The organism is Neorhizobium descurainiae (assembly GCF_051400715.1).
Lineage (GTDB): Bacteria > Pseudomonadota > Alphaproteobacteria > Rhizobiales > Rhizobiaceae > Neorhizobium.
In genome coordinates, this window is record NZ_JBLFFK010000010.1 from 119,104 (window position 1) to 131,698 (window position 12,595).

The 12,595-nt window shown below is 63.6% G+C and carries 11 protein-coding genes and 1 riboswitch; of the genes, 3 read left to right on the forward strand and 8 right to left on the reverse strand.

Annotated features, from left to right (window positions below):
• Positions 1-224 precede the first annotated feature (224 nt).
• The 4 genes from ACMGE0_RS18345 to ACMGE0_RS18360 are packed head-to-tail and all read right to left on the reverse strand — an operon-like array spanning position 225 to position 4,242.
• Positions 225-839, reverse strand: a complete 615-nt coding sequence (locus ACMGE0_RS18345; RefSeq protein WP_436817311.1) for an ABC-type transport auxiliary lipoprotein family protein — start codon at positions 837-839, stop codon at positions 225-227.
• Positions 840-872: 33 nt separating this feature from the next.
• Positions 873-2,243, reverse strand: a complete 1,371-nt coding sequence (locus ACMGE0_RS18350) for an MlaD family protein (protein WP_436817312.1) — start codon at positions 2,241-2,243, stop codon at positions 873-875.
• A gap of 8 nt (positions 2,244-2,251) precedes the next feature.
• Positions 2,252-3,097, reverse strand: coding sequence for an ABC transporter ATP-binding protein (locus ACMGE0_RS18355; protein ID WP_436817313.1), 846 nt, complete (start codon positions 3,095-3,097; stop codon positions 2,252-2,254).
• Positions 3,097-4,242, reverse strand: coding sequence for an ABC transporter permease (locus ACMGE0_RS18360; RefSeq protein WP_436817314.1), 1,146 nt, complete (start codon positions 4,240-4,242; stop codon positions 3,097-3,099). Before ACMGE0_RS18360 ends, ACMGE0_RS18355 begins: the two co-directional genes overlap by 1 nt.
• A gap of 108 nt (positions 4,243-4,350) precedes the next feature.
• Between ACMGE0_RS18360 and dgcA the strand changes: the two genes are divergently transcribed.
• Positions 4,351-5,334, forward strand: a complete 984-nt coding sequence (gene dgcA, locus ACMGE0_RS18365) for an N-acetyl-D-Glu racemase DgcA (protein WP_436817315.1) — start codon at positions 4,351-4,353, stop codon at positions 5,332-5,334.
• Here dgcA and ACMGE0_RS18370 read toward each other — a convergent pair.
• The gene (locus ACMGE0_RS18370) at positions 5,286-6,491 is read right to left on the reverse strand and encodes an MFS transporter (protein WP_436817316.1); all 1,206 of its coding nucleotides are present in this window, start codon (positions 6,489-6,491) and stop codon (positions 5,286-5,288) included. The two genes, dgcA and ACMGE0_RS18370, sit on opposite strands and share 49 nt — an antisense overlap.
• Before the next feature lie 115 nt (positions 6,492-6,606).
• Positions 6,607-7,410 (reverse strand): UDP-2,3-diacylglucosamine diphosphatase, encoded by an 804-nt coding sequence (locus ACMGE0_RS18375; RefSeq protein ID WP_436817385.1) that lies wholly within the window; start codon positions 7,408-7,410, stop codon positions 6,607-6,609.
• A gap of 230 nt (positions 7,411-7,640) precedes the next feature.
• Between ACMGE0_RS18375 and ACMGE0_RS18380 the strand changes: the two genes are divergently transcribed.
• Together ACMGE0_RS18380 and ACMGE0_RS18385 are read left to right on the forward strand one after the other, a co-directional pair.
• Positions 7,641-9,968, forward strand: a complete 2,328-nt coding sequence (locus tag ACMGE0_RS18380; protein ID WP_436817317.1) for an NADP-dependent malic enzyme — start codon at positions 7,641-7,643, stop codon at positions 9,966-9,968.
• Between the two features lie 136 nt (positions 9,969-10,104).
• Positions 10,105-10,776 (forward strand): hypothetical protein, encoded by a 672-nt coding sequence (locus ACMGE0_RS18385; RefSeq protein ID WP_436817318.1) that lies wholly within the window; start codon positions 10,105-10,107, stop codon positions 10,774-10,776.
• On the opposite strand, the gene bluB is transcribed toward ACMGE0_RS18385, so the two are convergent.
• Together bluB and ACMGE0_RS18395 are read right to left on the reverse strand one after the other, a co-directional pair.
• Entirely contained in the window at positions 10,777-11,463 is a 687-nt protein-coding gene (bluB, locus tag ACMGE0_RS18390; RefSeq protein WP_436817319.1) for a 5,6-dimethylbenzimidazole synthase, read from the reverse strand. It lies immediately after the preceding gene.
• A 74-nt stretch (positions 11,464-11,537) separates the two neighbouring features.
• A riboswitch (cobalamin riboswitch) is annotated at positions 11,538-11,726 on the reverse strand.
• A gap of 26 nt (positions 11,727-11,752) precedes the next feature.
• Positions 11,753-12,583: a TolB family protein gene (locus tag ACMGE0_RS18395; protein ID WP_436817386.1), complete on the reverse strand. Its 831-nt coding sequence runs from the start codon at positions 12,581-12,583 to the stop codon at positions 11,753-11,755.
• Between the last annotated feature and the right edge of the window lie 12 nt (positions 12,584-12,595).

A 12,595-nucleotide genomic window follows, 5' to 3' on the forward strand; every position in this document is an offset into this window, starting at 1 on the left:
GGCTGCCCTTCGAGGCGGCCTTTCTGTCTGCTGAAAAAGGTTCGCTACCTTTCCGCCGTCATGCTCTGGCTCGTCCCGAGCATCTAAGCCGTTGATCTTGCAGATTCTCGGCACAAGGCCGAGGATGACGCGAGAACTTGGTGGCCGTTTGTCAGCAGTCTCAGGCCGCTCTTCCAGGCGGCCTTTTTGTTTCAAATGAATTGCGTTTACCGGAAAGGCCGCGATCACATCGACTTCAAGGCCCAGTCGACGATCTCCGCGCCGACCTTGGCGAAGGCCCTGTCGAGCGCCTCGATGAAATCGCGGTTCTCCGCGCCCGAGACCGCCGCCGTCGCCTTGAAGACGCCTTGGGCGCGCACGGTGCCGTTGCGGTCGTTCAAAAGCTTTGCCGATATCTCCACGTTCGCCACCCGCGGGCTGCCGGCGCTCACCTCGAAGGCGCGGATATCCGTCACCACCTGATAGTCGATCGCAAGGCCCTGCCCCGGCTTGCCGACGCCGCCGAGCCGGCCGGAATTCTCGAAGGCTTCCACGAGCTTCGACTGGACAAGGGCCGGCAGACGGTCGCCCCAGCGGGAATTGGCGAGATATTGGATTTCCGAAGGCGACACGCGCACGACGACCTGCTCGCTGTTCAACTGCTTCAACGCAGTCGGTTCCGGCACCAGAATCTGACGGTTGCGGGCGGAAGGACCTCCTCCCGAAGGCGTCAGCGACAGATCGAATGTATCGTTGTTCGCCTTGCTGCCGCAACCGCTCACAAGCGCTGCGACGAGCGGCAGCGCGAGCAATAACGGGCGGCGGGCCGCACGTCGCACCAAGAACTCCGAACCGGTCATCAAGCCCCCACTCTCCAATACCGAACGCCCCACTTACCGCCGTGTCCTGCCATCATATTCCTTCACCGTCTCGCCGCCGAAGATCAGCCGCTGCGGGTTCTGGTCGAAATTGTTGATCGTCTGGTCGAGCGACTGCACGGTGCGCCGTGCATCGTTGACCAGTGTCTGGATGTCCCTGAGCCCGGTCGCGGAGAAACGCGACAGGTTATCGGCGATCGGACCGACACGCGCATTGATGTTGTCGGCGACGGTCCGGAAGGATTCCAGCGTCCGGCGCGCTTCGGCAAACAGGCCCTGCGAATCGTCGCTCGATACGAGACCGTCGACCTTGGCGAGAATGCCGTCGACGCGGCTGGAGGCCTCGTTGAGCTTCCTCGCCAGTTCGGTGAAGTCGCCGATCGCGCGGTCGATGTCTTCCTTGCGGTGGGCGAAGTTGTCCACCACGTCGCGGGCGGAGCTGATAGTCTGGCGGGCATCCTCGGAAGCGGCTGTAATGTTGCCGATGGTCGTCCTGACCTGATCCGGATTGACGGAATTCATCACCGTATCGACCCGGCCGAGAACGCTCTGCGCCTGTGCGCCCGCCCGTTCGAAATTGGCGGCGGCGTCCTTCACGTTCGTCACCAGTTCGCCGAAATTGTCCGAGGCGTTGGCGATGTTGCGGGTGGCGCGCTCCGTATTGGCGACGACGGCGTTGATCTTTTCCGCGTCGATCGCACTGACCAGCCGCTCGGCTGCCGCAAGCGTGGAATTCAGCGTTTCGGAAACGCGGTCGATGGTCGTCGAAAGCGTCGAAAGGCTGTTCAGGAACCGGTCGATGCTGTCGGAATTATGGGCCAGCGCGGAGGTGAAGGTCTCCACGTTGCGGATCGTCTGGGTCAAAGGTCCTCGCGCATCCGCGACGAAGCCCTGGATGTCGCCGATCGCGTCGTCTGCTCGCTGGAGGATCTTGTCGGCGGTCGCAAGCAGGTTCGTCACACTCGACTGTTCGGCAATCAGCACCGCCGGCCGGCCGGTTTCAAGAGACTTCTGGAGAATGTTCTCCTCGCCCTTCGCTCCCCCGGAGAGCTCGACATAGGCAGCTCCCGTCAGACCCTGCACTTCCAGTCTAGCCTGGGTGGACTGGTAGACGGGGGCATCGGCCCTCACTTCCGTGAACGCGATCGAATAGCGCGGGTCGTCCGGGTCGATGGTGAGGCTGCGAACCGAACCGACGGCAATGCCGTTGAAGCGCACCGGAGACCCGACCGACAACCCGTTTGCCGAACCCGGGATACGGATCGCCAGCTCGGCCGTCGGTCCGCCGCGGCCGGATTGCGCCATCCAATAGACGAAACCGAAGGCGGCCGCGATCACCAGCAGGGTGAAGAAACCGACGAGGGCGTAGTTGGCTCTGGTTTCCATGGATTACGTCACTTCTCTACTTCTGCCGCCGGCTGCTTTTCTGGGAGTACGACCGACCGAGCCCGCTTGCCGCGAAAATAGGACTGAACCCATGGATCGTCACAGGCGAACATATCTTCAAGGGTGCCTTCCACCAATACCCGTTTCTGGCCAAGCACGGCAATACGGTCACAGACCGAAAAAAGGCTGTCGAGATCGTGTGTTACCATATAGACGGTCAGGCCCAGCGTATCACGCAGCTTGGCGATCAGGGCATCGAAGTCGGCGGCGCCGATCGGGTCGAGGCCTGATGTCGGTTCGTCGAGGAACACCAGGTCCGGGTCGAGTGCGAGAGCCCGCGCCAGCGCCGCACGCTTGATCATGCCGCCGGAAAGCTCGGACGGGTATTTGTCGGCCGCGTCCGGCGGCAGACCGACCATCTCGACTTTGAGATATGCAAGTTCGTCCATCAACGACTGCGGCAGATCGAGATATTCGCGCATCGGAAGCTGGATGTTTTCCTTGACCGTCAGCGCCGAAAACAAGGCGCCGTGCTGAAAGAGCACGCCGAGGCGCGTATCGAGCTCCATCCGCTCCCCTTCCGACACCTTGTCGTAATCGGCACCCAGAATGTGGATCGTGCCGGAACGATGCGGCAGGAGGCCGAGAACGGTGCGCATCAGCACCGACTTGCCGGTGCCGGAAGCGCCGACGAAGCCCAGGATCTCGCCGCGATAGACATCGAGGTTCAGCCGGTCGAGCACCAGATTGTCGCCGAAGCCGACGGTCAGATCGCGCACCGACAGCACGGTTTGCCGGCCGTTCGTCCTATCCTGAGCCTCGCTCTTCGGTGCTTCGTCCAAACCGCTCTCCATCAGAAATCGATCGCGGAATAGAAGATGGCGAAAAGCGCATCCATGAGGATGACGACGAAGATCGCCTTCACCACGGAGGTCGTGACGTGTTGGCCGAGCGATTCGGCGCTGCCGCCGACCTTCATGCCTTCGACCGCCGCGACGATGCCGATGCAGAGCGCCATGAACGGCGCCTTGATCATGCCCGACGCGACGGAAGTGTGATCGATCGCCTCGTGCAGCCGCGAGAGGTAGGTTTCGAAGGTGATGCCGGAATAGGCCCAGGCGACGACCGCCGCCCCGGCGAGCGCCGCAAAATTGGCGACGATAGTGAGCAGCGGCAGCGCAACCGTCAGCGCCACGAGGCGGGGGAAGATCAGCACGCCCACCGGATTGAGACCGATGACGGTCAGCGCGTCGATTTCCTCGCGCATCTTCATGGAGCCGATCTCCGCGGTGATCGCGCTTCCAGACCGGCCGGCAATCATGATCGCGGTCAAAAGCACGCCGATCTCACGCAATTGCAGGATGCCGACCAGATCGACGACGAAGATTTCAGCGCCGAAATAGCGGAGCTGGAAAGCACCCTGCTGGGCGATGATCGCGCCGATCAGGAAGGACATCAGCACGATGATCGGCACGGCGCGCACGCCCATGCGGTCGATATGGGTGACCACCGAAGCCGGCGAGACGCCCGCGCCGCGGCCGAGCTTCATCTGCGCGCCCCGAACCGCTGAACCGAGAATGTGCATGGCCGCATAGAAATCGCCGCCAAGCCCCACCATGATCTTGCCGATCGGCGCGAAAAGCCGTTCGAACAGCGTGCCCTTCGCGCCGCCATCGTCAGGCGGCGCCGGGGCCTTTTCCGGCAGCACGCCGACCAGTTCCTGAATAGGCCCGTCGCCGCCCGTCAGCACCGGTTCCCGGCCCTGCTCGCTCTTGGCGGTCAGAAGCCTGCGGATCAGCCAGGCGCCGGCGGTGTCGATACCCGCTATGCCGGAAAGATCGATCTCCAGCCTGCCCTGCCCCCGAGCCCGTTCAAGCCGCTCGAAATCCTTGAGGATCGGAGAAATCGTCGAGCCCCGCCAGTCGCCGGCCAGCACATAGCGCTCACCGCTGCCGCCCGGTATGTTCTCGGCTGTGATCTGGGCTGACTTCGACGCCACGGTTTTCTTTCGCGCTTACAATTTCAATGTGATGCGGTTGATCGTCTTTTTCGAGACCGGCAATATAGCCGCCTCATAGGGATTTGCCACAACGGGACACGTAAAAGCATGGTCCGTCACCTTGAAGCCACAATAGAGACCTTCCCGATCGCCGGCACGTTCACGATTTCGCGCGGTTCCAAGACGGAAGCGGAGGTCATCACCTGCATTATCCGTGAAAACGGCGTTTCCGGCCGCGGCGAATGCGTGCCTTACAGACGCTACGGCGAAACCATGGACGGCGTCATGACGGAAATCCGCTCCATCGCCGACGCGATTCGCGACGGCCTGACGCGCGAAGATCTGCAGGCGCGGATGAAGCCGGGATCCGCCCGAAACGCCGTCGATTGCGCCTTGTGGGACCTGGAAGCCAAGCGCGGCGGCCGCAGCGTTGCCGACGTCATCGGCGCGACAAGCCTGAGGCCCTTCGTCACTGCGTTTACGCTGTCGCTCGGCGAGCCGGAGGCCATGGCCGCCGAAGCCCGCAGGAATGCGCAGCGCCCGCTTCTCAAGATCAAGCTCGGCACGGACAATGACGAAGCCCGCCTGCGCGCCGTCCGGGAAGCCGCTCCGGATTGCCGCATCATCATCGATGCCAATGAAGGATGGACCGAGGAGAACCTTGCCCGTCATATGGCCGTCGCGGCCGAAGCCAACGTATCGCTGATCGAACAGCCGCTGCCCGCCGGCAAGGATGCGGCACTTGCCGGCGTCCGGCACCTGGTCTCGGTCTGCGCCGATGAAAGCGTGCATGCCACCAAGGACCTGGCCAGCCTTCGCGACCGCTACGACGCCGTCAACATCAAGCTCGACAAGACCGGCGGGCTCACGGAGGCGCTCGCGATGAAGGCGGAAGCGCAGCGGCTCGGGTTTGCCGTGATGATCGGCTGCATGGTCGGCTCCTCGCTTGCCATGGCGCCGGCAGTGCTGCTTGCGCAGGATGCGGATTACGCGGATCTCGACGGACCGCTGCTGCTGGCCCGCGACCGGCCGGGCGGACTCTATTACGAAGGTTCGCTCGTCCATCCTCCGGCGCCCAGCCTCTGGGGCTGAAGCCGGGCCGCAAGCGCGATGATCGCAAGGCCGACAAGCGCCACGACCGACATGGCGACATAGCTCGCCGGTCCGAATTCGCGGTAGATCAAGCCGGAGAGGAAGGTCGAAAGCGCCAGGAAGACGCCGTTGTAGAAGACATAGGCACCCTGCATGGAAGATTCCTGGTCCTCCCGAACGGATTCCACCAGCCGGTGCTGCAGCCCGATATGCACGAAGGCAAAGGTGAAGGCATGGGTCAACTGCAGCGCCAGATATCCCCAGAAGCCGAGCGGCATGGGAAACAGCGTCCAGCGCAGCACCGCCACCGCGCAGCCGATCCGCATCAGCGTCCAGGGCGGAACGCGCCTGGCGATCCAGCCCGCCGCGAAGAAGACCATGATCTCGGCGATGACCGCCATGCTCCAAAGGATACCGATCGAACCGCTGGAGAAGCCGACCTGCTGCCAATGAATGGCGCCGAACGTGTAGAACATGCCGTGGCTTGCCTGGATCACCGAGGCGCCGATCATCAGCACGTGCAGGTCGATCCGCCGCAGCGCGCTCGGCTGCAGTCCCTTGTCGGCAGCGGGCACGATCACTGCCCGGCCGAGCCTGGGTGCCGCGAAGGCCGCGGCGATGGTCAACAGAAAACCGATCGCCAGCGCCGGCGGGATGACGTGCCCGCCCCAGATGCCGCGCAATTCGCCGACGGCGAGCGCTGCCGCCACGAAGCCGATCGAACCCCAGACGCGCATCGATCCATATTGAAAGCCCCAGCGCCGGACGCCGGTCACCGCGATCGATTCGACGATCGGCGCATAGGGCGCGAAAACCGCCGCCTGAACGGCGATGACGATCAGCAGCGGCCAGAAATCGCGTGCGAAGAACATGGCGAACGCCGTCAGCAGCGACAGGGCACCCGACCAGGCGAGCACCAAGGTCCGCTCCGTCAACCGGTCGGCGAAGAGTCCGGCCGTCGGCGCCGCGAGCACGCGGAGAATCATCTGCACGGCGAGAACCACGCCGATCTCGAATTCCGTGAAAGCAAGTCCGTCGAGCCAGACCGGCAGGTAAGGCAGGATGACGCCGTTCACCCCCAACGGCGCGCCATAAGCGAGCGCGCAGCGCAGTTGAAAGAACCGGGGCGCCGAAGGCGCCGCATGTGCAGGAATCACGATTTCACGGGTAGGTTGCCGAAACTTTCAGCTTACCTAACACAGGACCCCGGCCCTGCCTATGGCAAGAAATAGCCGTCCTGCAGGATTACCCCGGATACACACAGCCACCCTGTCAGGCGGCCTGCATGTCCTCGACGTTCTGCGGCTTCGGCAGCGCCTTGATCTCGGCTGTCGTGCCGATCCTCTGCCAGGAGATCATCTCGAGCGTCCCGTCATGGTGCTCGGCGATTGCCGTGCAGCTCTCCACCCAGTCGCCCGTGTTGACATAGTGAATGCCGTCCATGTCCTCCATCACGGCATGGTGGATATGGCCGCAGATCACGCCGTCGACATTGTTGCGGCGGGCCTCCTCGGCCACGACACGCTGGAATTCGCCGATGAAGTTGACCGCATGCTTGACCTGCAGCTTCGCCCAGGCGGAGAAGGACCAATAGGGCATGCCGAGGCGGCGGCGGATCGCGGCAAGGCCGACATTGATGACGATCGCGGCATCGTAGGCCCAATCGCCGAGATAGGCGAGGAGGCGGGCATTGCGCACAACGACGTCGAACTCGTCGCCGTGCAGGATCAGGTATTTCTTGCCGTCGGCCATTTCGTAGGTTGCGCGTTCGGCCACTTCGATGCCGCCGAAATGCGTGCCGGGAAAGGAGCGCAGGAATTCGTCGTGATTGCCGGGGATGTAGACGATGCGTGTGCCCTTGCGCGCCTTGCGCAGGAGCTTCTGGACGACGTCGTTGCAGCCCTGCGGCCAATACCAGTTGCGCTTCAGGCGCCAGCCGTCGACGATATCACCGACCAGAAACATGGTGTCGGCTTCGTGATAGCGCAGAAAGTCGAGAAGGAAGTCGGTTCGGGCGGCTTTGGAGCCCAGATGCACGTCCGAAATGAAGAGCGTTCTGAAATGCCTTGTTTCCATTTCACCGGTCACGAAGTCGTCCTTTCGCTGCCGCTTCTGCGATTTTCAAAACCAGACTCGTGTTTCAGGATGATGACAGGCCAAGGGAAAAGCCGTCTCCGCGACTATTCGCCATGCTCCAATTTCCGCCACGACCGCAAATTAGCTGCTGTCGCATCCGGTCGATTGATGTAATGAGGGACGCTCGCCTTTCGACCCAGCAAGACAGAAAAGAAGTGCCAGGAGGGACCATGAACGCCCAGGAAAAACCGAAATCGTCCACCGTGCCGGTGAGCGGCGATCTCGACGAACAGGCGCTGTTCTTCCATCGCTATCCGCGCCCGGGCAAGCTTGAGATCCAGGCGACCAAGCCGCTCGGCAACCAGCGCGACCTGGCGCTCGCCTATTCGCCGGGCGTCGCCGCACCCTGTCTGGCGATCCGGGACAATCCGGATGCCGCCGCCGATTTCACCGCCCGCGCCAATCTCGTCGCCGTCATCTCCAACGGCACCGCCGTGCTCGGCCTCGGCAATATCGGTCCGCTGGCCTCCAAGCCCGTCATGGAAGGCAAGGCCGTCCTCTTCAAGAAATTCGCCGGCATCGACGTCTTCGACATCGAGATCGACGCGAACAGCATCGACGCGATGGTCTCGACCGTGTCGGCGCTCGAGCCGACCTTCGGCGGCATCAACCTGGAAGACATCAAGGCGCCGGAATGTTTCGAGGTGGAACGCCGGCTGCGCGAAAAGATGAACATCCCGGTCTTCCACGACGACCAGCACGGTACCGCGATCATCGTCGCCGCGGCGATCATGAACGGGCTGGAGCTTGCCGGCAAGAACATCGCCGACGTGAAGATCGTCACGTCGGGCGCGGGTGCGGCGGCGCTCGCCTGCCTGCATCTCCTCGTCTCGCTCGGCGCGAGACAAGAGAATATCTGGGTCCACGATATCGAGGGCCTCGTCTATGAGGACCGGACCGAGCTCATGGACGAATGGAAAGCCATCTATGCGCAGAAGAGCGACAAGCGCGTGCTTGCCGACAGCATCGGCGGCGCCGACGTCTTCCTCGGTCTCTCGGCCGCCGGCGTGCTGAAGCCCGAGCTGCTCGCCCAGATGGCGGAAAAGCCGCTGATCATGGCGCTCGCCAACCCGACGCCGGAAATCATGCCCGAGCTTGCCCGCGCCGCCCGGCCCGACGCGATGATCTGTACCGGACGCTCGGATTTCCCGAACCAGGTCAACAATGTGCTGTGCTTCCCGTACATCTTCCGCGGCGCGCTCGATTGCGGCGCCCGGACGATCAACGAGGACATGAAGATGGCGGCCGTGAAGGCGATCGCCGCGCTTGCCCGCGAAGAAGTCTCCGACGTCGCCGCGCGCGCCTATTCGGGCGACACGCCGATCTTCGGCCCGGACTATCTCATCCCCTCGCCCTTCGATCCGCGCCTCATCCTGCGCATCGCCCCGGCCGTCGCCAAGGCTGCCGCCGAGACCGGCGTCGCCGCCCGGCCGATCCAGGATTTCGATGCCTATCTCGATCAGCTGAGCCGCTTCGTCTGGCGTTCCGGCTTCGTCATGAAACCGATCTTCAACGCCGCCAAGAGCGCCGAGAAGAACCGCGTCATCTTTGCCGAAGGCGAAGACGAACGGGTGCTGCGCGCAGCCCAGGTCCTGCTCGAGGAAAAGACCGCCACCCCGATCCTGATCGGCCGCCCCTCGGTCATCGAGGCGCGCCTGAAACGCTTCGGCATCCGCATCCGTCCGAATGTCGATTTCGCCGTGGTCAATCCGGAAGACGACCCGCGTTACCGCGACTACGTGGACGACTATTTCGCCCTGGTCGGCCGCGAGGGCGTCAACCCGGAAGCTGCGCGAACCATCGTGCGCACCAACAACACCGTCATTGGCGCGCTCTCGGTCAAGCGCGGCGAAGCGGATGCGCTGATCTGCGGCGTCGAGGGCCGCTACGACAAGCACCTGAGCGACGTGGAGCAGATCATTGGCAAGCGCGCCGGCGTCTGCGCCTTCTCGACCCTCAGCCTGATCATCTCGCAGCGCGGCACGATCTTCTTCACCGACACGTTCGTCAACTACAATCCGAACGCGCAGGAGATCGCCGAGATCACCGTTCTCGCCGCAGAAGAGATCCGCCGGTTCGGCATCGTCCCGAAAGCGGCGCTGATCTGCCATTCGAATTTCGGTTCGCGGGATTCGGAAAGCGCCCAGAAGATGCGCGCCGCGCTCAAGCTGGTGCGCGAACGGGCGCCGGACCTGGAAGTCGACGGCGAAATGCAGGGCGGCTCGGCTCTCTCGGAGGTGTTGCGCAAGCGCGCCATGCCGAACAGCTCGCTCACCGGAGAGGCCAATCTCCTCGTCTTCCCGAACCTCGATGCGGCCAATATCTCGCTCGGCATCGTCCGCAACATGACCGACGCGCTGCATGTCGGACCGATCCTTTTGGGCGCGGCCATGCCGGCGCATATCCTTTCGCCGTCGGTCACCTCCCGCGGTGTCGTCAACATGGCGGCGCTTGCGGTCGCGGAGGCATCGCAGCCCAATCTCGAAGTGCAGCCATAAGTTGACGAGCTGAGGGGCAGAGGCCGCCTTCCCCTGAATTTCAACCAGGCCGTGGGGCGCGCCTTATGATATTGTCAACCGGCCTGCTCCATGATCGGGTCTCCGCCGACTGGAGAGAATGCCGGACACAATGCCCATGCGCCTTCGTGGCCTCTTGATCGCCCCGCTTCTGCTCGTTCCCGCAGCGGCCTCCGCGCGTGACGTCGCCGCCTGCGCGGCGCTTTACCGGCAGCTCAACAATACCCGCCAGGTGATCGGCAACACCGCCGAAATGCGGCGTTATGCGCAACAGCTCAGCCGCCAGAACAGCGTAATCCGGCAGTTGCGGATCGAGATGCGCAGTGCCGGCTGTGGCACCGGGAGCGTCATCACCCTCGGCGGTGCGGACAGCGAGGTCTGTCAGGAAATCCGCGATCAGCTCCAGCAGGCGGAAGCGAACCGCGACGCCATAACCGACGAACGGAACAATGTGCGGCAATTGGTGCAGTCTTCCGACGAACGCACCGCCATCCTGGCGGCGATCCGCTCGAACAGCTGCATTCCGTCCGACGTGGAGGAGGACCAGAAGGAGCGGATGAAGGTGCAGGGTATCGAACTGCCGAAGGAAGAGCCCTATTCCGGCATCACCAATCTGCGCACCACGCCGCCCGAGCAGCCGCAGGCCGCGGCCATCCAGCCGAACTTGCCGGGCCCGGAGCGTCCCTACGATCCGGACAGGAAGGTGCGCACGGTCGGCCCGCAATTCCTGCCCGAGGAAAACATCGATCTCGCCCATCCGAAATCGAGCGGGCCGCAGCCGCAGCAATGATCAGCGATTCTCCCATTTCTCCCTGAAGATCAGCTCTTCGAGCGGCAGGCGCTGGCGCCAGCCTCTGACCGCCAGTTCCGGCTCGGCATAAAGCCGGTCGACGTAACCCAGACAGAGCCAGGCGACGATCTCGATGCGTTCGGGAATGCCGAGCAGCGCGCGCACGTCCTCGTCGCGGAAGATGCTCACCCAGCCGACGCCGATGCCTTCCGCGCGTGCTGCGAGCCAGAGGTTCTGCACGGCGCAGACGGTCGAATAGACATCCATGCGCGGATTGTGGGTGCGGCCGAGCACTACCGGCCCTGCCCTGTCCGGATCGCAGGTCACGCAGATCGAGAGCGGCGCCTTCCGGATGCCTTCGAGCTTCAGGCTGCGATAGAGATCGCGCCGCTCTTCGGGGAACATTTCCGCAGCCTCGTCATTGGCGCGCGAAAAGGCGGCGAAGGCCGCTTCCCGCACCGCCGGATCGCGGATCAGGACGAAGTTCCAGGGCTGCATGAAGCCGACCGACGGCGCCGCATGGGCGGCGGCAAGCAGCCGCATCACCAGATCGTCCGGCAGCGGCTCGGGCAGGAACTGGTCGCGCACGTCGCGGCGCGTCTCGATCGCCCGGTAGACGGCCGCCCGCTCGGTTCCGGAAAATTCGCCGGCAAGTACGAGGCCGGGTTCAAAAAGGTCAGGTCGCATCGTTTTCCCCAACAATGCAGCCCCCATGCCTGTGGGCCGGGGAGAGCTTCGAAACCTGCCCGCCGTCCGCGCGGATCGGTCTATCCCGTCAGGCCGGTCTTCTGACTTGGCTTCATCCGCTTCTGCCGCAGCCTTCCCGGAAAACTCCAGTGGCCTAAATCTCGCGGCCGGGCGTCCGCCTCACAGCGTTGGGCACGTTCCGGCATCTCACCGGATTCCCGATTCTCCCGCAACAAGCGGGCACCTGACGAAGGCGTTATGCCCGGAAGGCCGAAGCCGTTCAAGCCGCTTATGCGACGGGGAAGTATCGCACATAGGCGAATTCGCCGCCGTTCGGCGCCCAGTTGGGCGAGTTCATCGTGCCCTGCCCGCCGAAAAGGTCGAACAGCGTCTCGACATTGCCGCCATCCATGTCCATCAGCCGGACGCGCACGTTTTTGTCGCGCGGATGGTCGAAGACATCGGCGTCGTAGGAGACGAAGACGATCTTGTCACCCTTCGGTGACGGATGCGGAAACCAGTCGCCATAATCGCTGTTGGTGATCCGTTCGGCCGGTCCTCCGGCAGCCGGCACGCGCCAGATCTGCATCAGGCCGGTGCGGCTGGAGTTGAAATAGATCCACTTTCCATCCGGCGAATAGTCCGGCCCGTCGTTGCGGCCTTCGCCGAAGGTGAGCCGCGTCTCCTCGCCGCCCCCAATGTCAATCGTATAGATGTCGAAGACCTGGTCGCGGATGCCGCAATAGGCGAATGCCTTCCCGTCCGGCGACCAGCCATGCCAGTAAGACGGCAGGTTCTTCGTCACCAGTTTCGGCGCACCGCCTTCGGCCGGCAGCACGTAGATCGCCGACTTGCCGAACTCGACCTTGTCGGACACGGCGATCAGCGAACCCTCCGGCGAGATGCCGTGGTCGTTGTTGCACTGCCGGGCAAAGCCCGTGTCCACCGGCTCGGGATCACCGTCACCGTCCGGAGACAGGCGATAGATCAATCCCTCGCTGTTCAGCATCAGGTAGCGTCCGTCCGGCGACCAGTTCGGTGCCTCGAACAAGGCTTCCGTCTGCCATACCACCCGGTTCTGTCGGGTGCGGATGTTGAAGACCTCGACCGAGCTGCGCAATGCCATGGCTTC